Annotated in this window: 18 protein-coding genes and 1 other annotated feature; of the genes, 12 read left to right on the forward strand and 6 right to left on the reverse strand. The window is 47.5% G+C overall.

Features of this window, described 5'->3' with window-relative positions; translation table 11 throughout:
• Positions 1-107: 107 nt before the first annotated feature.
• Positions 108-1580, reverse strand: coding sequence for a DHA2 family efflux MFS transporter permease subunit (locus KNQ02_RS07260; protein WP_214807736.1), 1473 nt, complete (start codon positions 1578-1580; stop codon positions 108-110).
• A 179-nt stretch (positions 1581-1759) separates the two neighbouring features.
• Here KNQ02_RS07260 and KNQ02_RS07265 point away from each other — a divergent pair, with 179 nt between their 5' ends.
• The 10 genes from KNQ02_RS07265 to KNQ02_RS07310 all read left to right on the forward strand — a co-directional run bounded on the left by KNQ02_RS07265 (position 1760) and on the right by KNQ02_RS07310 (position 13578).
• A complete protein-coding gene (locus tag KNQ02_RS07265) occupies positions 1760-2668 on the forward strand; it encodes a TetR/AcrR family transcriptional regulator (protein ID WP_088836727.1) in 909 nt (302 codons plus the stop codon).
• Between the two features lie 65 nt (positions 2669-2733).
• Positions 2734-4179 carry a SulP family inorganic anion transporter gene (locus tag KNQ02_RS07270; RefSeq protein ID WP_029333221.1) on the forward strand — a complete coding sequence of 482 codons (1446 nt, stop codon included), beginning with the start codon at positions 2734-2736 and terminating at the stop codon, positions 4177-4179.
• An 87-nt stretch (positions 4180-4266) separates the two neighbouring features.
• Entirely contained in the window at positions 4267-5094 is an 828-nt protein-coding gene (locus tag KNQ02_RS07275; RefSeq protein WP_214807739.1) for a fumarylacetoacetate hydrolase family protein, read from the forward strand.
• A 247-nt stretch (positions 5095-5341) separates the two neighbouring features.
• The gene (locus tag KNQ02_RS07280) at positions 5342-6088 is read left to right on the forward strand and encodes a DeoR/GlpR family DNA-binding transcription regulator (RefSeq protein WP_029333224.1); all 747 of its coding nucleotides are present in this window, start codon (positions 5342-5344) and stop codon (positions 6086-6088) included.
• Entirely contained in the window at positions 6085-7005 is a 921-nt protein-coding gene (gene pfkB / locus KNQ02_RS07285) for a 1-phosphofructokinase (RefSeq protein ID WP_088836729.1), read from the forward strand. The genes KNQ02_RS07280 and pfkB overlap by 4 nt, the downstream gene beginning before the upstream one ends.
• Positions 7006-7024: 19 nt before the next feature.
• Complete coding sequence (locus KNQ02_RS07290; RefSeq protein WP_029333226.1) at positions 7025-8959, forward strand: PTS fructose transporter subunit IIABC; 1935 nt, start codon at positions 7025-7027, stop codon at positions 8957-8959.
• A 382-nt stretch (positions 8960-9341) separates the two neighbouring features.
• On the forward strand, positions 9342-9665 hold the full coding sequence (locus KNQ02_RS07295; RefSeq protein WP_088836730.1) for a hypothetical protein: 324 nt from the start codon (positions 9342-9344) through the stop codon (positions 9663-9665).
• 195 nt (positions 9666-9860) lie between these two features.
• Positions 9861-11006, forward strand: coding sequence for an FUSC family protein (locus KNQ02_RS07300; RefSeq protein WP_088836731.1), 1146 nt, complete (start codon positions 9861-9863; stop codon positions 11004-11006).
• Between the two features lie 63 nt (positions 11007-11069).
• Positions 11070-11273: a binding site (T-box leader), on the forward strand.
• 59 nt (positions 11274-11332) lie between these two features.
• Entirely contained in the window at positions 11333-12982 is a 1650-nt protein-coding gene (locus KNQ02_RS07305) for an aromatic amino acid hydroxylase (protein WP_214807743.1), read from the forward strand.
• Positions 12983-13065: 83 nt separating this feature from the next.
• The gene (locus KNQ02_RS07310) at positions 13066-13578 is read left to right on the forward strand and encodes a pyrophosphohydrolase domain-containing protein (RefSeq protein WP_353048375.1); all 513 of its coding nucleotides are present in this window, start codon (positions 13066-13068) and stop codon (positions 13576-13578) included.
• A 391-nt stretch (positions 13579-13969) separates the two neighbouring features.
• Here the strand turns inward: KNQ02_RS07310 and KNQ02_RS07315 are convergent, their stop codons facing one another.
• The 3 genes from KNQ02_RS07315 to KNQ02_RS07325 form a co-directional block, all read right to left on the reverse strand.
• The gene (locus KNQ02_RS07315; RefSeq protein ID WP_088836734.1) at positions 13970-14254 is read right to left on the reverse strand and encodes an MGMT family protein; all 285 of its coding nucleotides are present in this window, start codon (positions 14252-14254) and stop codon (positions 13970-13972) included.
• Complete coding sequence (locus KNQ02_RS07320; protein ID WP_214801111.1) at positions 14251-15222, reverse strand: cation diffusion facilitator family transporter; 972 nt, start codon at positions 15220-15222, stop codon at positions 14251-14253. Before KNQ02_RS07320 ends, KNQ02_RS07315 begins: the two co-directional genes overlap by 4 nt.
• 115 nt (positions 15223-15337) lie before the next feature.
• Positions 15338-15814, reverse strand: coding sequence for a pyridoxamine 5'-phosphate oxidase family protein (locus KNQ02_RS07325; RefSeq protein WP_088836736.1), 477 nt, complete (start codon positions 15812-15814; stop codon positions 15338-15340).
• 165 nt (positions 15815-15979) lie between these two features.
• Here KNQ02_RS07325 and KNQ02_RS07330 point away from each other — a divergent pair, with 165 nt between their 5' ends.
• Positions 15980-16990: an LLM class flavin-dependent oxidoreductase gene (locus KNQ02_RS07330; RefSeq protein WP_088836737.1), complete on the forward strand. Its 1011-nt coding sequence runs from the start codon at positions 15980-15982 to the stop codon at positions 16988-16990.
• A 19-nt stretch (positions 16991-17009) separates the two neighbouring features.
• On the opposite strand, the gene KNQ02_RS07335 is transcribed toward KNQ02_RS07330, so the two are convergent.
• Positions 17010-18281, reverse strand: a complete 1272-nt coding sequence (locus tag KNQ02_RS07335; protein WP_214807745.1) for an MFS transporter — start codon at positions 18279-18281, stop codon at positions 17010-17012.
• Positions 18282-18402: 121 nt separating this feature from the next.
• Between KNQ02_RS07335 and KNQ02_RS07340 the strand changes: the two genes are divergently transcribed.
• The gene (locus tag KNQ02_RS07340) at positions 18403-19590 is read left to right on the forward strand and encodes a helix-turn-helix domain-containing protein (protein WP_214807747.1); all 1188 of its coding nucleotides are present in this window, start codon (positions 18403-18405) and stop codon (positions 19588-19590) included.
• A 319-nt stretch (positions 19591-19909) separates the two neighbouring features.
• Here the strand turns inward: KNQ02_RS07340 and KNQ02_RS07345 are convergent, their stop codons facing one another.
• The gene (locus KNQ02_RS07345) at positions 19910-21346 is read right to left on the reverse strand and encodes a C40 family peptidase (protein ID WP_088836741.1); all 1437 of its coding nucleotides are present in this window, start codon (positions 21344-21346) and stop codon (positions 19910-19912) included.
• Between the last annotated feature and the right edge of the window lie 181 nt (positions 21347-21527).

Raw genomic sequence — 21527 nt, forward strand, 5'->3', positions numbered from 1 at the left:
GACTGCAGACAACAAAAAAACGCCGATGCTCCCATGTTTCATCCGGAGTCATCGGCGTTTTCATGTCTATTCTTTTCATTCATAACGGAAGGAAGCGAAAGCTACCGTTACGCATATTTTTTTTCGGCGACCGGTTTGACGACCGATAATGTTTCCGATGGACGCTTTTTAATGAAGAACGAAAGGATTAAGGCGAACAAGGCGAGCAATGTCGCGATGAAGAACGTATCGTTAATCCCTTCGACCATTGCTTGTGTCATGATCGTTTTCGGTGCTGTCGTCGGTGTTGCGTTCGCAGCAAGATCCGTTGCGTAACTCGCTGTTCGTGATGTCATGACGGAAATGAGTAAGCCGGAACCGATTGCTCCTGATACTTGCGATAACGTATTGTTGAGTGCCGTACCATGTGGTGTCAAATGTTGTGGAATATGATTGAGACCGTTCGTCATGACGGGCATCATCACCATTGAGATTCCGAGGAAACGTAATGTGTACATGATGACGAGGAACGAATACGCTGTATCTGCCGTCAAACGACTGAAGAAGAACGTTGTTAAGACTGTCAACGACAATCCGATGATGGCAAGCACCCGGGCACCGAACCGGTCAAACAAACGACCTGTGATCGGAGACATAAACGCCATGACGAGTGCACCGGGTAACATCAAGAGTCCAGAGTGGAACGGGGAAATCCCGCGAATCGTTTGGACATAAATCGGCATCAAGATCATCGCCGAGAACATCGACATGTTAAGGACCATCGAAATCCCTTGTGATAAAGCAAACATCGGATATTTAAAAATCCGGAATTCAAGCATCGGTTCGTCGAGACGTAATTGTCGTATAATGAATGAGACGAGACTGATGACGCCGACTGTTAAGGAGCCGATGACAGCGAATGATCCCCAACCGGCTGAACCGGCTGAACTGAACCCATACAACAACCCACCGAATCCAAAACTGGACAACACGAGTGACAGGCGATCGATGCGTAAACTGCTTGTGACGACTTCTTTTTTTAGTAAGAAGAAACCAAGAACAAGAACAAGTGCAGCAATCGGTGTCACGATGTGGAACAGCATCGGCCATTCGTAATGCTCAAGGACCCAACCGGACAGAGTCGGACCGATTGCCGGTGCAAATGTGATGACGAGTCCGAAAATCCCCATCGCTTGTCCGCGTTTCTCGATTGGGAAGCCGGTGATCAAGACGTTCATTAATAAAGGCATCATGATAGCAGAACCAGATGCTTGTAACATCCGTGCACCGAGTAAGACGGGGAAGAGCTCCGTTTGACCCGCGACGATGGTTCCAATCGTAAATAAGCTCATCGCCGTTAGAAACAGCTTGCGGGTTGAGAATTTTTGGACGAGAAAGGCAGACGTCGGAATCATGATGCCGTTGACGAGCATATAACCTGTCGTCAGCCACTGGGCCGTACTGGTTTGAATATCGAGCGAAACCATAATGGAAGGTAAGGCGATATTTAATAGCGTCGAGTTGAGGACGGCAACGAACGCGCCTGCCATGAGGACAGCTAAAATAAGATAAAGTCGAGATGATTGCTTGGTTGATTGCATTTCGTTATGCTCCTTTTATACTACGTGTCTAATTTGTTATACTTCAATTCTACAACCTAGCTATCTTACCGCCTGAAGCAAAACATTACAAATTATTTGCTTTATACACTAAAATAAAAAAGATTGAGGTAAAATCGAATGTACTCAAAAAGATCTTTTACTAGAAGAGGGATTAGAAAATGAACCCAAAAAAGAAACAACTCCTGGATGCTGCATATCGTCTGTTCGTCGAAAAGGGATACCAGTCCACATCGATTCAAGATATTCTCGAGCACAGTAATGTCTCGAAAGGGACGTTCTATAACTACTTTTCATCGAAAAACGAATTGTTCATCGACGTATTTAACGTCGTCTTTGAAAAAATGCGTAATGTTCGAAAAGACATTTTGGTCGGACGCGACGTGTCGGATTATGAGACATTCATCCAACAAGGTAACTGTTACCTTGAACTGATGCAAAAATATAAGCTCTATACCTTGTTTGAAGAAGCTGTCGCTTCGAACGAAAAAGAACTGAAGGCGTTCATGGAAAAGAACCGATTACTTGAAATCGAATGGACCTATCACCGGATGCGTGATTTGTTTGGCGAGGAAAAAGCACCATACTTGCTTGACTTCGCCGTCCTTTATACAGGGATGCTCCAATACGCGATGTATTTTTTCCGTCAATCGGAAAAAAATACACAACCGGAGCGGGTCGTCCGTTACGTCTTTAATCGGTTGACACATTTCGTCGACGACGTCAGTCGAACGGAAGAACAATTGATTCCACCACGTTTCCTCTCCGTTTGGCTCGATCGTCCGCAAGATGAGGTCGTCATCCGGAAAGAACTGTTCGTAAAAACAAATGAACACATGAAACGGTTGATTGGCTTGTCGGCGATTTCAGACGCTTCAAGGGAAGCACATAACGAAGTGCTTGATTTTGTCTATGAAGAACTGCTCGAACGAAAAAAACCAAAAATTCATCTCCTTCGTCGTGCCCTCGATACGCTCGACGAGGATCCAATCTTCTGTGGACAGGACATCATGGCGACGTATAAAGAAATGGTCGATGAAATCGTGATGATCCGGACAAAATCACAATGAGTCTTGTTTGCGTCCCAAAAAGGTACTATGATAGGAAATAGACAAAAAAAGAAATGAGGAATTATATGTTTTCACAATGGAGAAAGGAATGGCTGCTGCAACCTAAAACAGACATTCTATCTGGAATCGTCGTCGCCTTGGCACTCGTTCCGGAAGCGATCGCCTTTTCCTTGATTGCTGGCGTTAACCCGATGGTCGGGCTGTATGCTTCCGTCATTATTGCGATCATCATCTCAATCGCCGGTGGTCGACCGGGAATGATTTCAGCTGCGACAGGTGCGATGGCACTCGTCGTCGTCCAACTCGTCAAAGATCATGGCGTCGACTATTTACTCGCTGCCGGGATTCTCGCCGGGGTCATTCAAATCGTGCTCGGTTTTTTAGGCGTTGCGAAATTACTTCGCTTCATTCCGCGTTCCGTCATGGTTGGTTTCGTTAACGCGTTAGCGATTTTAATTTTTTCGGCACAACTGCCGCAGTTCGAAGGACAAAACTGGATCATGTACGCAATGGTCGCAGCGTCGCTCGCCATCATCTTAATTTTCCCGCGCTTTACAAAAGTACTGCCGGCACCACTCGTCGCGATCACGATTATGACGATTTTGACGGTCGTCTTTTCACTTGATACGCGCGTCATCGGTGATATGGGACAAATTTCTGCGTCACTACCGAGCTTTTTCTTACCGAACGTTCCGTTTTCACTCGAGACGTTACAAATCATTTTCCCGTATGCCTTATCACTCGCTTTCGTTGGTTTGATCGAGTCACTCTTGACGGCACGAATCGTTGATGAGATGACGGATACGACATCAAACAAGGCGACGGAATCACGTGGACAAGGAATCGCAAATATCGTTGCTGGATTCTTTGGCGGGATGCCGGGCTGTGCGATGATCGGTCAATCGGTCATCAATGTCACATCAGGTGGACGTGGTCGTCTATCGACCTTTACAGCAGGAGCATTCTTGATGCTGCTGATGGTCACGATGAATGACTTATTAATGACGATTCCGATGGGGGCACTCGTCGGTGTCATGTTCTTTGTATCGTATGCGACCTTTGATTGGGGTTCATTCAAAATGTTGAAGAATTCACCGAAAAGTGACTCTGCTGTCATGCTCGCGACAGTCATCGTGACGGTCTTGACGGATGATTTATCGATGGGGGTACTCGTCGGAATCTTGCTTGCAGCGATTCTCTTTGCGTCAAAAATTTCGCGCATCAACATGACACGTCGTGTTGAAAACGATCAAGTCACGTATCAAATCAATGGACCGATTTTCTTTGCCTCGACGACGACATTTACTGAACAGTTTGATATCGTAGCCGATGCACAAATGAAACAAGTCGTCATTGACTTTACGAACGCCCATTTATTTGATGATTCCGCGACGGAAGCAATTGAAACGGTTGTCTTGAAATATCAGGCAGCAGGGACGAAAGTAGAACTCGTTGCATTAAATGAAGAATCACAAGCATTAATCGATCGGTTAGCGCACCGGATTGCATAATGAAGGACCGTCAGGATGAAAATCTTGACGGTTTTTTTGTATACATGACCGGGTGAACGGTATACTAAGAAAAAAGGGGGAGTTTTCATGAAATGGTTTCGATTTGAACAAGAAGGACGGGAACGGATTGGTGTGGAGTCGGACGGACACCGGTATGACGTGACGACACAAGCCTATACGGATTCATTGCTCGAAGTCATCACACGGGGGTTTGAGATGGATGTTGATTTAGACATCGCACCATTGATTACAGAAGATGTCCGCTTGCTCGCGCCGTACGTTCCGATGCGTAACGTCATTTGTGTCGGTAAAAATTATGCCGACCATATTAAAGAAATGGATACGGCAGGGGCAGGGAAATTTGTATTGTTCACGAAGGCGCCGAGTGCAATCGTCGGGCCGTTCGATTCCATTGAACGCCATGCTGATTTAACGAATCAGCTGGACTATGAAGGCGAACTCGCCATCATCATCGGGACGACGGGGCGTGATTTGACACCTGAAAATGCACTGGACCACGTTTTTGGCTACAGCATCGTCAATGATGTGACGGCGCGTGACCTTCAAAAAGAACACGTCCAGTTTTTCCGCGGGAAGTCGCTTGATGGTTTTTGTCCATTCGGTCCCGTTATCGTCACGAAGGATACGTTTGATCCGACTGACGTCCTGGTCGAGACGCGTGTCAACGGGCAAGTGCGTCAATCCGGTTCGACGAAGTTGATGATTCGTGACATCGTGACGATTTTGACGGAAGTCTCGCGCGGGATGACACTCGAAGCAGGAGATATCATTGCGACAGGGACACCAGCTGGCGTCGGTCATGGGATGAAACCCCCAGTATACTTACAGACAGGGGATATCGTCGATGTTTCGATTGAAGGAATCGGTCACCTTCGCAATGAAGTCAAGGTATAAAGCACAAACCTAACTGAAGTTGAAAGGCTGATTTACCTGTCTTTATAAACCGTTCACTCATTGAACGGTTTTTTTGTGTAAACCGTCATATTGTGACCGTTTTTGATGTATAATTAGTATGAAATCGACATTACTGTCGAATAAAGTCGTAAAATGAATGTTTTTTAGAGAAATAAATAAAAAAATGAACGTTTTTGGTTGATTTTTAAATGTAAACGCTTTATATTAAAGATGCGGAGGGAAACCAATGTTAACGAAAAAACGCCATCAGCTGATTCTTGAGCTACTCGCTCGAGAAGAAGTCGTCAAAATGCAGACGATCGTCGAACGGACGGGAGCTAGTGAATCGACCATCCGTCGCGATTTATCACAACTGGAAACTGCTGGTCACTTACGCCGTGTTCACGGGGGAGCGACGGCAAACCATCTGCAGATTGATGAGCCGAGTTATGTCGAGAAAACAGATCGTTTCGTCGATGAGAAAAATCAAATTGCCCGAGCGGCGGCTGATTTAATCGAAGACGGCATGTATGTCTATCTCGATGCTGGAACGACGACGCTTGCCATCGTTCCTTATCTCGAACAGAAGGCGATTACGGTCGTGACGAACAGTCTTCCTCTTGCGAATACGTTACTCTACCACCGTATCCCGACGTTCGTCGTCGGAGGGCAACTCAAGCATTCGACGCAAGCACTGGTCGGCTACAATGCACGTGAAGGAATGTTGATTTACCACTTTGATGTCGCATTTCTTGGGATGAACGGCGTTCATCCGACGCAAGGGTTTACGACACCAGATCCGGAAGAGGCACTCGTAAAGAAGACAGCGATTGAGTTAGCGAAAAAATCGTATGTGTTGGTCGACGAAACCAAGTTGGATGAAATCAGTTTTAGTCGCGTTGCACCACTTCGTGCGGCGACGATTATCACGATGGCATCGAACGAACAAACAGCGAAATACAGTCAATATACAGAGGTGGTGAACGCGAAATGATTTATACACTGACACTCAACCCATCAATCGATTATTACGTATCGTTACCGGTATTTGAGGCAGGACAAGTCAATCGTGTCGAACAAGCAGAAAAAGTAGCAGGTGGAAAAGGAATCAACGTTTCACTCGTCTTAAAAAATTATGACGTCGAGACAGAAGCACTCGGTTTTTTAGGCGGAAGTACGGGACAATTCATTCGAAGTGAACTTGAAAAACAAGGCGTACTGACAGCTTTCACACCAATTGCTGACGAAACCCGGATTAACGTTAAAATTCGTGCCGATCAAGAATCGGAACTAAATGCAGCAGGTCCAGTTATTCAGGATGCAGAACTAGAGACGCTGCTCGCAACATTCGAAACAATGCAGTCAGGTGACATCGTCGTCTTCGCCGGAAGTATCCCAAGCAGTCTTCCACATGATTTATACAAAAAAATTGCACTCTTATTAAATGAACGCGGTGTTAAATTTGCCGTCGATACAACTAAAGAAGCAATGCTCGAAGTGCTGCCGCTCGGTCCATTCATGATTAAACCGAATCATCACGAACTCGGGGAAATCTTTGATGTCGATATCACATCAAAAGAAATGGCCGTCCCGTACGCCCAACAGCTTGTCGAACGAGGAGCGGAAAACGTCATTATTTCCTTTGCAGGTGACGGGGCATTGCTCGTCAACAAGCAAGGGGCTTACACGGCGAATACGCCAAAAGGAAAACTCGTCAACTCGGTCGGAGCAGGGGATTCACTCGTCGCAGGGTTCGTTGCCAGTCATGCACTCGGACGTCCGCCGGAAGAAGCATTCCGGTACGCCGTGACGACAGGAAGTGCTTCCGCGTATTCGTTCGGATTATGTACAAAAGCAGACATCGAACGGTTATTGACCGATGTCGAAGTCGTTGAACTCATTCAATCATAATAAAGGAGTGTGACTACTCATGAAAATTACAGATCTGTTAACACGCGATACGATTAAACTGGATTTACGTTCTGATACAAAAGCAAGCGTCATCGATGAGCTTGTTGAAGTACTCGACCGTGCTGGTAAACTAAACGACCGTGATGCTTACCGTGAGGCGATTTTAGCACGTGAAGCACAAAGTACAACAGGGCTTGGTGAAGGGATTGCGATTCCTCACGCAAAAACGGCTGCCGTTAAATCACCGGCAATCGCGTTCGGTCGTTCGACAGGACTTGATTATGAAGCACTGGACGGACAACCAAGTCGCTTGTTCTTCATGATTGCAGCTGGAGAAAATGCGGACAATGCCCACCTTGAAACACTCTCGAAACTATCAGTCTACTTGATGGACAACAACTTCCGTGACACGATTCTCTCGGCTCGTTCGGAAGATGAAGTCATCGCGGCCATTGAAGCGAAGGAACGGGAAGAAGAAGGTCCTGTTGATGTGACACCGGAAACGGTCGATCAAAACGCACCTTACATCCTCGCTGTAACCGCTTGTCCGACAGGAATCGCCCACACGTATATGGCAGCAGATGCTCTCCGTCAAAAAGCGGAAGAGATGGGTGTCCGGATAAAAGTGGAAACGAACGGTTCGACAGGTGTTAAAAACGGTCTGACGGATGCTGACATCCAAGAAGCGACAGCAATCATCGTCGCTGCAGATAAAGCAGTCGAAATGGACCGCTTCAATGGCAAGCACGTCGTTGAAGTACCAGTCGCACAAGGAATCCGTAAACCAAAGGAACTGATTGATCGCGCCGTCAAACAGGACGCTCCTGTCTATAAAGGCAGCGGGTCAGGAAACAGCGGTACACCAGCACGTGGTGGATTCTACAAACACTTAATGAGTGGGGTTTCAGCGATGTTACCGCTCGTCGTCGCAGGTGGACTCTTAATCGCAATCAGCTTCTTCTGGGGAATCAACTCGTCAAACCCGGATGACCCGACGTATAACCAATTTGCAGGTCAATTGATGTCGATTGGTCAAGCCGCATTCGGTCTTTTAATTCCTGTCCTTGCTGGATTCATCGCGATGTCAATCGCTGATAAACCAGGTCTCGCACCAGGTTTGATTGCCGGTTTCCTCGCAAGCCAAGGGAATGCAGGTTTCCTCGGTGGTCTGATTGCCGGTTTCCTTGCAGGTTACGTAGTTCTAGTTCTTGTTAAAGCTTTGAAAGGTCTTCCGAAAGCTCTTGAAGGAATTAAACCAGTCCTGCTTTATCCATTGTTCGGTTCATTCATTACCGGTATGATCATGTTGCTCGTCATCAACGAACCGGTTGCAGCCTTCATGACATGGTTGACAGATTCACTTAACGGACTTAGTGGCGGTAACGCAATCCTCCTCGGTATGCTCGTCGCAGCGATGATGGCAATCGATATGGGTGGTCCGATCAACAAAACAGCATACGTCTTCGGTACGGCAGCACTTACAGCAGGGAACACGGAAGTCATGGCTGCGGTCATGGCAGGCGGTATGGTGCCACCACTTCTCGTCGCGTTCTCATCAACATTGTTTGCACGTAAGAAATTTACACCGCAGGAACGTGAAGCGGGTATCGCAGCTTACGCAATGGGTGCATCATTCGTTACGGAAGGTGCGATTCCATTCGCGGCAGCAGATCCACTTCGTGTCATCCCGTCAAGTGTCATCGGTTCAGCAATCGCTGGTGCACTTACAATCGTCTTCGGCGTCTTACTTCCGGCACCACACGGCGGCGTATTCGTCTTCCCGTTACTCGACGGCCCTTCAGGCACATTGATGGCAGCACTCAGCTACGCAGGTGCTATCTTAATCGGTGCACTTGTCGGAGCGGCAATTCTCTCACTTTGGAAGAAACCGCTCGTCGATCAAGAACTCGCGAAAAAAGAAATGACATCTGGAACAGCTACAAAAGCATCGTAATCAAAACGAAATCACCCTCAGTCCGCTGGGGGTGATTTTTTCTGTTAGGAAATCCTTCTATCCAGCGTACAGACAAAGTGGTGTTGGAGGATAAAAGCTTCTTCCATTTCCGTTGCTTGCCTCTTGCCAGTGCGTGGTCACGCACTTTTCCCGTAGGAGTCAACGAAAAAACGAAGCTTTTTAGGCGATACCGCTAGAAAAAGCAAATCAGACAGTCGATTAAGAGCGCGTTCTGTCTTAAATCGTTTTAGGATTGCCACAAAAGGCGATTCAAGGAGCGAAAGGTGGGTAAACATCACGTCAAAACTGCTGTTATAGTAGTTTGTTTATGAGCTAGATTCATTTAAAGTAAATAGAGAAGAGAATGAAGGGGGGAAACGTCTTGAAAAAAATCATGATTACTAGTTTGACTTTATTTTTAATGATAGGCGGTTTTCTTTTTATAAACAGGGGAGTAGATAAAGAGTATGAAGAAGACGTCAGAGAAAAAATTGTAAACTATATAAACAAAAAGTATGGCGAAGAAAATATTGTTTCAGTAAAATCTGCGTACGACGATAAACATAGAGAGAAAGATAAGAGATATAAGATTGCCGTCAAAATTACCGGTGAAGGATTGAAAGACGATGAATATATGGTTTTTCGCTTGAATGATGGAAAGGTAGTCGAGGAAGGCGTGACCACTGCTTTACCAAAGGAAAATTAGTAAAGTTAGGTTAGATTTTTCTTGTTTTCCATTAGACTAAGTTCGGAGCTAGTCCTTTTCTATATTCTTAAGGAAGATTGTGTGTTAAAGATATGAAATCACCCTCAGTACGCTGGGGGTGCTTTTTTTATTGCGTTTTCATGATATTAAAGGAAGAATAGAGGGCATACTTACATTATGAAGGAGGGATCAACTATGGGGGGTCAATCCTTACAAATTGGACCACGTACCATCAAAACAGGACTAGCCGTTATTTTGGCATTAGTTATTAGCAATCTCTTTAACTTAAGCCCGATTTTACCAGGAATTTCGGCAGCAACGACATTGTTGCCTTCTGTTTATCAAACATGGAAACAATTTTTAGAAGAGGCAGAGGCGAACTTGATCGGTGCCTTTTTAACGTTACTCGCCTTATGGATTCTCGGAGCGAATCCTGCGAACCCACTTGCAATCGGCATCGTCATCATGGCAGCCATTTCCATCCTGCTGGCGTTCGGATTCGGTCGGACGATTCCTCACGTCGTCTTGATGATCATCGTCATCTTGGAGAGTGTCGAAGGGGCGACAGAGCCGTTATGGCAAATCGTTTTGATACGGTATTTACTCGTGATGCTCGGGATTGCATGTGCACTCGGTGTCAATGCATTGATTTTCCCGCCACGGTACGGGAATGTTTATTATCAAAAAGCCTCAAAACTATTTGAGAAGCTGCTCGTCGTCACGCGGGCGATCGCTTTTGAAGGGAAGGTCGCTCCGTATCGCCCGGCAATCGATAAAATGAGTAAATCCCTACGCGAGACACAACAATTATTTAACTTGCACCGGGAGGAAGTACGAGGGACACGCCAAAAACATGTCCCGTTGCTGCGTAACATCATCATCTTACAACACATGCAGTCGTGCTTGGAACGGAGTGTCGCGACGGCGGAACGTTTCCGTGAGCGGGAACAGGCCCTGTCGAACATCGCCGATGACTTACGCAGTGAATTGTTCTACCACGTCATGCATATCGCCCAGCGGCAGGAGAAAGTCCTGTTGACGTATGATTTATTGTTGACGGAAGAACCGCTCGCGATGGAAGACTTAGTGAAAGAAAATATTGCCTTCGTTAAACATTCTTTTCTCGATCGTGATGAGCTCGAAGAAGAAGAAATCATGGAAATTTTACCGATTGTCGTCGCGATGAATGAATGGATTCAAGAACTTGAAGCTTTTGAAAAACGCCTTCATGGCGCGTTAAAACGGCATGCGACGTCATTATCGATTGAACAGAAATCGGTCCGGGACAAAACATTTAATCGGTTTAAACGTAAAAAAGCCATTGACGAAAGCCAAAAGTAAGCGTATAGTCCTTCTTAACAGCACTTTAGTTGCTAAAAGCGTAACAGCATAACAGAACGAAAGACGTAGACGAGGACGAAACCGAAGTAGAAACAATCTCCCTGTTTCAGAGAGCACGTGGCGCTGCGAACGTGTACACAGATTGAATCGAATTACAGTTTCTGAGTCTCTTGCGAAGCAAGCGGAGAAAACCGTTATCCCGTAATGAAGTGATTCGTGCGAAGCATGGATTATCAGGGTGGTACCGCGGCTTTCGTCGTCCCTGTCGGACTTGATGTCCGACAGGGACTTTTTGTTGTTTAATTTAATCCAAGGGGGAACTTCATATGTCTACACCAATCATTCCAAGTCACTTACAACCACACGTCGCACCACAGCATTACGAAGATTACACACCAACGGATCATGCGGTCTGGCGCTACGTCATGCGCTTGAATTTAAATACATTGCAACATACGGCACACCCGGCGTACCTCGAAGGGCTTGCTGCTTCAGGAATCAGCCCGGAACGTATTCCTGATGTCCGCGAAATGACGGCGAACCTCAGTCGCGGTGGTTGGGGAACGGTCGCCGTCGACGGTTTGATTCCGGGTGTCGCCTTCTTCGACTTCCAAGGACACGGTCTCCTGCCGATCGCAACCGACATTCGGAAGGTCGATAACATTCTTTACACGCCGGCACCGGACATTCTGCATGAAGCGGCAGGACACGCACCAATTTTGATGAATCCGACGTACGCTGAATTTGTCCGCCGGTTCGGTGAAATCGGAGCACATGCCTTCAATCATAAAGCAGAACATGATGTCTTTAAGGCGCTGAAAAAATTAACGATTGTCAAAGAAAGTCCATTTTCAACACCGGAAGACATCGAGCAAGCTGAAATCGCACTCGCGGAAACACGGACCCATGTCACAGGGATTTCGGAAGCCAATGAAATTTCACGCCTCTTTTGGTGGACGGTCGAGTTTGGTTTAATCGGTGATCTTAACGACCCGCAAATTTACGGGGCAGGTCTTCTGTCCTCAGTCGGGGAAAGCCGCCACTGCTTGACGGATGCCGTCAAGAAACATCCGTTTTCACTCGAAAAGGCACTCGCAACAAAACATGACGTCACGAGCATGCAAAAAGAATTGTTCGTCTGTGAGTCCTTTGAACAACTGCGTGACGCGTTAGAAGAGTTTGCACAGACGATGTCTTACGTCCGTGGTGGACGCCACGGTCTCATCAAGGCGGTCGAGTCCGGTAACCTGTCGACGCTCGTCTTTGCATCCGGTCTTTCGCTCGTCGGTGTTCCGGCAGCACAAGAAACATTCGAAACACTTGATCTCGTTCGATTTACTGGGCCGACGGCACTCGCTGCGAATGGCGAAGTGTTAGACGGCCAATCCCAGACGGAGCACCCGAACGGATTTACACTCTTGCATGGAGAAGAATTGAACGCGGTTCTCGAGCAAGTCGAAGTCGGCGAGCAACTCGAGTGGATGGAAGGGACGTTACAATTGACGGGGCATATCGCAGCAATCGAGCAAGTGAATGGAAAACGTGCCATCGCTGTCCTGAAAGACGTTCGACTAACGAAAGACGGTGTGACGGAGCAATTCGATCAACTGGATCTCGTGATCGGTGCGATTACGTCAACCTTCCCGGGAACAGAAGTCGAAGCCTTGAAACCGATTCCGGAAACCGTTGAATTTGAACGGATCGAACGTCCATTGACGGCAGCTGATCCGATTTTCGAAGCCGTCCGGTCCATTCGTGAAGGTCAGGCGAGTCAGTCGCGCCTGTCACAGCTGATTGATCAGACACTTGTCCAGTTACCGGATGCCTGGTTACTCCGGCTTGAACTGCTTGAACTGGCAGATGAAGTCGACCAACCGCGTCTCCTTGACGATCTCGAGCGCCTGAAGCAGACGTCACCGGAACGCGACGAGTTGATCACGCGTGGCATCAAGATGCTTGATCTCGTTCATGCATGAAGCGGACGTTCGAGAAATCTGTCCAAACCTGTTAAAATGAATACGGTTCATGGATGAAACGTAAACATAGGGGAGTGGACAGTGTGAAACAACCAAATTATTTTCAAGACGTGAAACAGTTCCATCAAACATTTAATCACCCGGGAGCGGAACGACCAACCCCGCTCGAACTTGAGCGTGGCATCAAACGGGCAACTTGGACGACAGAAGAAGCAGCAGTCGAGTTTCTGCATCAATCGTCTCGGGATGAAGCGGAATTTTTAGCAGCAATCGATTCCCTCAAAGCAGGGATTGACCGGGCTGTTGAAAAATCATTAAAAGAAACCTATCCGACGACTTCCGTCGAACGCCTCGTAGGTCAAGGTGATGCATTGACGGACGCACTTTACTTCATCATGGGTAGCTTTGTCGAAGCAGGGCTCGAACCGGGACCTCTCTTTGAAATCGTTCAACGCGCGAACATGGCGAAACTCGGGCCAGACGGTCAACCGATCTTCCGAGAATCCGATCAAAAAGTCATGAAACCGGACGGTTGGTTGCCACCGGAACCGCAACTCGAGGCCGAAGTGTTACGGCAGATGGATGAAAAAGCATAAGGATGGACTACGATCGAACAAAAAGAACCACTTCCGCTTAGTTAGGGAAGTGGTTCTAGTGTATAGACGAAGTGATAGCGGGAGATAAACGCGTCTTTTTTCGTTGCTTTCCTCGGGCGAGGCGCAAGCCGTTGCTCCTTGCTCCTAGCGGACAACGAGCAGGGTCTTGCATGCCTCTGACAGCGCAAGGACCTTGCACTTTTTCCCGTAGGAGTCAACGAAACGTGACGCTTTTTAGCGGGATCGTGAGAATGCAGACAGTGTAGCGCGCGTTCCGTCTTGAATCGTTTTAAACTTCATAAGTGTAACTTCAGACTGAAACCACTTCCGCTTAGTCAGGGAAGTGGTTCTTTTTTTGAAAGTGAGTAAATATCCGTCCTCTACAATCAGCTTACATTTGATAATCCGGCAGCACGAGCTTGCCGTCCGATTGAAAGACGATTCCTTCCGCTTCGAGGGCCAATTGCTGTTCAATCCCTTGCGAAATTTCACCTTTGGCGTTGACGACGCGATGCCATGGTAAACGTTCCGCCTGACTCATACTATGCAGAATCCGGACGACTTGGCGAGCGGCCCGTGGGTTTCCAGCGAGGCGGGCGATTTGACCGTATGTTGCGACACGTCCTGCAGGAATCGCACGGATGATCGTCACGACGTCCTGCGTGAAGGGGGTCATCGTTCTTCGTTTGTCGAGACGATGTATTGCTGGACTTGATCGTCCTCATCGAAGCCGATCGTGACGTCGGTGATGTCTTGTTGGATCCGGAGTTGCAGTTCGAGTCGGTCTTTAATATCGTCCGCTTGCGCTACGGTCATCGCCGGATCGATTTCAATCTCGACTTCGACGTGGAAGTGGTCACCTTCTTTGATGACTTCAAGTTTACTGATATCACGGACGTCCGGATCTTGCATGATTAAACCACCGAGCCGTGCCGCCATCGTTTCATCGGCTTCACCGAGCGCTCCGGCAGCGTTTTGCAAGAAGACGTTACCGACGACATAAAACATCATCAGACCGATGAGGACAGAGGCGATTCCTTCCGCTTGATGATAAGGTGTCACATGTGAGATGACGACGGCGATCATCGCGACGATGCCACCAGCCGTCGCGACTAAATCTTCTAAGAAGACGAGTCGTGTCGCAGGCTTCGCTTGTTTTAATGATCGAAAACTTTCGAGAATCAGACGTGGTCCTTTTGCTGTCAGTTTTGCATCGTGGGCAATTTCTTTCATCGCCTTAAAGAAGACAGCACTTTCAAGGACGACACCGGCAAATAAGACAGATAGGGTGATCCAGAATCCCGTTGACTCCGTTGGGTCGATAATATGTCCAATCCCTTCATGAATCGTTTCGTAAGCCATGATGCCGACGAATAAAATTGCGCCGAGCAGAACGAGGTTGACGAGTCGACCAAAGCCATTCGGAAAGCGTTTTGTCGGTGCTTTTTTACTGAGCGCTGAACCGATGAAGACAAAGAACTGGTTCGCGGCGTCGCCAAGTGAGTGCATCATTTCGGCGAACATCGCAACGTTTCCGGTTAAGGTGTAGGCAATGGTCTTGATGATGGCAATGATGGAGTTGACGATTCCGGCTGTTAATGCCGAACGATTTCCTCGTCGTAATAACGTAATGAATTCTCCCATGAGTGTGCTCCTTTTGTTAACAAACTATAGTAATAGTAGTAGTCTACACTAAATCGATAGGAGAGACTAGAAAAAAACCGCTCCGCACAAGGCGGAACGGCTGGATATCAAGCTATTACGTCAAATCAACGGTTTTGTTGATTTCGTTCGAGTCGTCATTTCCTGTGACTTTCTTCAGGACTTGTTTGACAGACTTAGTCGTGTTTCCCGTTTCCCAGTACTCGGCAGCTTCCGTATCAATCTTGATTAAGACGACTTTCGGATCTTCGTAGCTTGTCCCGAGATACGCTTCGTAACGGGGGCTCCATAGTTCTTTTTTGCGGGCGACATCTTCGACGATTTCTGCTTTCCCGCGAATCGAGACGTATGATTTGTCGACATAGGCGACGTTGACGCTCGGATTTTTTAAGATTTCATTGTATTTCCCGGTTTCTTTAGAAGTGAGGAACCAGAGATCGCCATCGAACTCGATATCCTGTGTTTGCATCGGACGCGAGACAAGACCTTCATCTGACACTGTCGTCAGCATCGCCGTTTCGATTTTATCGACTAATTTTTTGACCGTTTCGACTGCTTCTTGATTCGTTGACATGTACAACACCCCATCTGTTCATTTTTTTTGCTCACTTTAAGAATGTTCCCTGAATTTAAAATTGAAAACGTCATCAATGAATCAAGAAGCAGTTTTATTGCATTCCGTCGTTTCCGAGGCGTACAGTCTAAGTATGAATTTCACTTCAAAGGAGCGTTTTACACGATGAAATTAAGTATATTGGATCAATCTCCTGTCTCAAAAGGGCAAACCCCATCCGAAGCATTACAAGAAACAGTCGATCTTGCGAAAACAGCAGATGAACTTGGCTACACACGCCTGTGGGTTTCGGAACACCACTTCGCGAAGACACTGGCCGGGTCGAGTCCGGAAGTCTTGATTGCCTACATGGCAGCGGTGACGAAACAAATCCGTCTTGGTTCAGGCGGCGTCATGTTACCTCATTATAGTCCTTACAAAGTTGCGGAAAACTTCCGTGTCCTCGAAGGGCTTGCACCGAACCGGATTGACCTTGGGCTTGGCCGGGCACCGGGCGGCATGCCGCTAGCGACACGTGCCTTACAAGAAGGTTCGTCGCCACGCTTCGGCGGCGCGGACTATGGCGCACAGCTTGACGATCTCGTTGATTACCTAAAAGACGGCGCACCGGCCGATCACCGTTTCGCAGGACTCGTCGCAACACCGGAAGTCGACACGACACCGGAAGCGTGGTTGCTCGGATCAAGTGGCGGTAGTGCGTTAAATGCAGCACAACGCGGATTCGGTTTTGCATTCGCCCACTTCATCAACGGACAGGGCGGACAAGACGTGATGGATTATTACCGTCATAACTTCATGGCGACATCATTCAACGCGACACCGCAGACACTCGTCTCGATTTTTGTGACGTGTGCCGAAACGACGGAAGAAGCAGAACGGTTGGCATCCAGTCTTGATCTGTCATTGCTCTTACTCGAAAAAGGGGTTTCATCAACAGGCACACCGACACCGGAAGAAGCAGCGGCATACCAGTATTCGTTCCAGGATCAATTCCGGATTGCCGAAAACCGGAAACGGATGATCGTCGGAAATCCGGAAGACGTCGCCCGTCAATTGCAAGACCTCGCCGATTCATATGGAACGGACGAAGTCATGATTGCTTCGATGATTGCCGATAAAGAAGCGAAACAACAATCACTCCGTCTCATTATGGACGCGGTCAAAGCAACGGTTTAAATCAATCCGGACGTTCATCTCAGCTTGCTGAGGTGGACGTTTTTTCAGTTTCGGGAATCTGATCTTTTGCAAGACGTTCTGTCCGGACGTCATGCCGTAAGTGGAAAAATCCGATTCCGACCGTCACGAGTAAGCCGGATGAACTGATTGCGAGGATCAGATTGAGCGAGACGTAATCACTTAACAGGCCGAATAACAGCATCCCGATTGGTGTAATGCCCATTGCGAGTGATTCGAGGACACCGATGACACGCCCTAAGTAAGCCGGATCGGTTTGCCGTTGGACGAGCAGTTGAATCGGAATGTTTGACCGGAGAATAATGAACCCTACCGTGAAGGAGAAGATGAGAAAATAAGCAAATGTCCAGTTCGGCGGAACGATACCGAGTAACGGTAATAAAGGGGAAAGGAATAGAAACCCGACTAAAGCAACCGACTGGAACAACGTCATCAATGGACGCTTAATCGTAAAGCGGGGGAGCGCAAGCAACAGCGAACTAAGCAAAAGACCCACACCTAAAGCGGCTTCAATCGTTCCGAACTGAAATGATGTAACGTTGAGACGATCGAGCAAAATGATGGGATAGATGACTTCTAAGGCGATGAAAAAGAAATTCAACACAAGTGCCATCAAGATGAGTGTCGTCAGGACCCGTTGTTTGAATAAATAACGGTAGCCGGATTGAAAGTCTGCCCACATCGAAGGCGGGCTTTCTTCATGAACAGCGGGGATGACGCGGAACGTCAGGCGCATGTTCCACAGCGCAGCGAGAGAAAACAAGCTGAGCGGTAAGAGGGTGAAAAGGTGGATTGGTGCAAAGGCTAACAGGAAACCGGCCAGCATCGGAGCAACAATCGACGAAAGGGAACTGATACTTGAAATCAGGGAATTACCACGCTGTAATTCCGTATCGTCAAGCAAGCGGGGCAGGGAACTCATCAAGGTAACGGAGAGGAATGTCGAAAGAGCCGTTAAAAGGGCACTGACGATCATGTAATGAATCGTATGGACCGGGAAAAAGGTAGCGAAACCTGCAAATATGGCGAGTATGACGGCACTCGTCGCCTCGGTCGTGACGATGATTTTTTTTCGGTTCCAGCGGTCGGACAGCACTCCGGCAATGGGCGACAACAGAATCCGTGGCAGTGTCCCGGCGAGTAAGACGAGCGCGAATTGCAGCCCGGATGACGTTTCCCGTAATACGGTCAAACCCGCGACGAACGTAAAGAGACTCGCTGCGAACAACGAACAAAACTTACCGAACAGGAGCCGTTGTAAATTTTTCGACATCATGATTCCTCCTTTTTGTTCAATTAAATTGAACTTTCCTTTATACTAGAGGAACAGGAGATATTTGTAAATATAAAAGTTAAATTTAATTTAACTTAATCAGTAGAATGAGGTGCCGGCCATGCTTGGACAACGAATTAAAAGTTTACGGAAAGCGAAAAAAATGACGCAGTCGGATGTCGCAGACGGCATCATGACGAAATCGATGCTCAGTATGATTGAGAACGATAAGGCGACGCCGTCCTTACCGGCGTTACAAGCAATTGCGCGTCGTCTGCATGTCTCGATCGATGAGTTGTTGATTGATCCCCGGGCGATCGAAATGAAGCAGCTGATTGAAAAAATCAATGCACGAACAAACGACTATTATGCGGAAGAACAGATCGCCGACATGCTTGCACCCTATTTAGAACCGGCGATTGATTCTTACTGGCAAGGTCGAATCTATGAGATGTATGGAAACGCATTACGTTTTTCGAACACGGAACAGGGCTTACATTATTTCGATTTAGCGGAGGAAATTTACAAGCGGCTTGAATTACGGGATGAACAGATGAATGTACAAATCTCGAAAGTCTATTTCTTATTTTTCCTGCGCCGTTATGAAGAGGCGTACCGAAAGGTGGATGCGATGATGATTCATCAGGACGTCCCACTTGCACCTGAAACGTTTCTTGACTACCAAATGTTACAGGCTCTCCGCGTCAGTGTGAACGAAGACAACTGGAGCCAGTCGATTGACTTTTTACGGGAAGGCATCCGTTATATGCGGGAAAAAGGCGTCTACAGTGACGTCAGTAACTATCACCGGTTGCTGGCGTTATTCTTAAGTCTAGACGGAGACTTTGAGGCAGCCGACCACGAACTGGAATTACTGGAACATTTCTTTTTGTTCACGGAAGCAACAGCATTCGAGCGGATTCTTGTCGAGTTGACGAAAGGGTCGATTGCGGTCCACCGAGAGGATTATGAAGGCGTCCGGTATGCGCGGGAACGACTTGTTGAAGTCAATATTGAAGCGTGCATTCATTACATCGGATACTTCGAAGTCAATCTGTGTTTGTGGAAGGACTCAAAAGAGACACTCCCGTTTGACCTCCAGAGCGGTGTCGCTAACATTTGGCGCGGTGCACATTTATGGCAAGTTGGCGGTGAATACGATCACGCGATGATGCTATATGCACTCGCATTAGCGATGCGCGCCGGGGTAGGGATGGACCGTCGGGCAGAAGTGGAAGAAATGACGAAACAACTGTCACCGGGACGATTCAAACAAGAAATCGAGCAAATCTTAGCGGAATTATCGTAAAAAACAGGGCTGACGCAAAAGTCGCTCCAGACGATTTTTGAGTCCGCGCTTTCCATGGGCGGAAGACCCGGCAGGAAGCGAGGATTGCGCTCCTTTTTCCCATAGGAGTCGAGGATGAACACTCGGCACATCTAAGATGCCTATCGAAAAGAAAAAAAGGAGGCGCTTGCTTCACGCGACGCCTGCAGAAAAAAACGCAAAACTTACGCTGTCAGAGACAAAGAGACCCGACCTCCTGTTCACTAAGGGCAGGAAATCGGATCTTATGTCTCGACTGAAAAAAGGGGGAAAGTGCACTTTTTTAGTCAATCCTGTTGCATCAGAGGGCTTTAAAGCCCAGTAATTTTTGAGTCCAGTACTTTTCCGACAGGCGACTGATGCCGAGTGACGGTGTATTGGCATGGATGAATTGGTCATTGTTCAACATGATTCCGATGTGGGTCGGACCTGCGGCATACGTATTCTCGAAGAAGATGATATCTCCCCGGACCGGCTGACGTAATTTCGACAGCTTCTGACCGAGGTACAGGTCGTTGTTCCAGTAGCCATTGACGTTCGTCCGCCCGACTTTGTAACCGGCCGTATTCAACGTGTAGTTGATAAAACCCGAGCAATCGAATCCGCCGTTGATCGGGCTACTCGACCCCCAGACGTACGGTGTCCCGAGATACTGTTGACCGATTGAAATCGCCCGTTCCATGACACCGGAAGCAGGGACAGTCGAGACAGGAGGCGGTGTTACGGGCGGAGTCGTCGCAACAGTCCCGGTCGTAATGTAGCTTTTCGCGACATAATAGTAACCTGTCCCGATTTTGATTTGGTACCATCCGGCAGCGGAACCCGTCGTTTCACCCATCACCTGAACGCTCGAACCGTGGGCAACTTGGGTGAAGACTTGTGAGGAGGTTGTTGGTGCCGTCCGGACATTCAAACCTGACGGCGCATTGACGGTATACGTTTTGGCTTGGTCGACCGGATTGATCGAGACGCCATTCGTTGCAGGCGGTGTTTCTTTTGCTGATGCAGCAACATAACTCGCGGCGACGTAGAGGACTTTTCCGTCGAGCTTAATTTGATACCAGGCGTCAATCGTACCCGTGACCGTCAAGAGCGTTTTATTCGGAATCGTTTTGTAGATTTGTGCCGACGCCGATGCTGCTAAGCGGGCATTCAGTCCGCCACTTGCGTTGACTGTATATTGTTTGGTCGTATCGACGGCTTTAACGGCTGTTGCGACAGGTGTCGTCACTGGTGGTTTCGATGTCGTTTTGACGGTTGATTTTTTCGCAGTGATGAGACTGGCATGGACGTATGCCGTCTTTTTCTTGTAGACGATTTGGTACCAAGAACCGGTTTTCTTTTTGACGGACACGGCTGCATTTTTAGTAAGTTGTCCGACTTTTTTAGAAGCCGTACTCGCTTTCTCACGAACATTGACACCAGCTGTATTCGTTATGTAAGTCGTTGTTGTCGTCGTTTTAGCTGTCGTCGTTTTTGCAGCAGTAGCTGCTTTCACATAACTCGAAGTGATGAATGCTTTTTTCGATTGATAACGAATTTCGTACCAAGAACCTGACTTCTTAACAGCGGTTACCGTTGTACCCTTTTTTAAGGTCGTGATGATGGGTGCGGAAGTAGTGGCAGCAGTTCGGATGTTGACATTTTCGGTTAACGTTAACTTTGTGGAGGCGGCTTCGACCGCGGTCGCTGAACTGACCAACGCGAGCGTCGTCAAAGCGAGAAGTGTCTTTTTCAAGTTGCGTAACTCCCTTCCAAAATGGTTCGAATAGAATCGTTGTTACCATTTTGTCATATGAGATGTTAATTCCCCTGTTTTTAAAATATATTTTTTATGAAAAAACTTACTTTGATTTTCAAAAATAATGATCTGTGTTTTGAGGCGCGATTAATCTAGAGTCTTCTTGTACACTAGAATT

Source organism: Exiguobacterium sp. s102 (assembly GCF_018618635.1).
GTDB lineage: Bacteria > Bacillota > Bacilli > Exiguobacteriales > Exiguobacteriaceae > Exiguobacterium_A > Exiguobacterium_A oxidotolerans.